Origin of the sequence: Pseudomonas gingeri (assembly GCF_013385425.1) — a bacterium.
GTDB classification, from domain to species: domain Bacteria; phylum Pseudomonadota; class Gammaproteobacteria; order Pseudomonadales; family Pseudomonadaceae; genus Aquipseudomonas; species Aquipseudomonas gingeri_D.
On sequence record NZ_JACAQA010000047.1, the window covers coordinates 1 to 328 of the forward strand.

Annotated in this window: 1 protein-coding gene; it reads right to left on the minus strand. The window is 56.1% G+C overall.

Features of this window, described 5'->3' with window-relative positions; genetic code table 11:
* Window positions 1-328: IS66 family transposase (locus tag HX830_RS31245; protein WP_177104672.1), on the minus strand; the 328-nt coding region annotated here is incomplete at both ends.

Consider the following 328-nt stretch of genomic DNA (forward strand, 5'->3'; position numbering starts at 1 on the left):
CCCCTTTGGGCGTGTCGCTGAAAAGCCAATTTTTGCGTCCAATCACAAACGGCTTGATCGCGCGCTCAGCGGCGTTGTTGTCGATAGGCAAAAAACCGGCCTCCACGTAACGCAGCAGCCAACTCCAGTTGCTCGCCATGTAACTGATCGCTTTACCCAGAGGACTCTGCGTCGTGACCTGCGGCTGGCTTTTCTCCAGCCAGCTTTTCAACTGGGCCAGGATCGGCAGGCTCTTTTCCTGGCGACCGATATAACGCTGTTCATCGCTGGCGTCTTTGAGCTCGCGCTCGATACCGTACAGCTTGTTGATCATCGCCAGCGCGATATC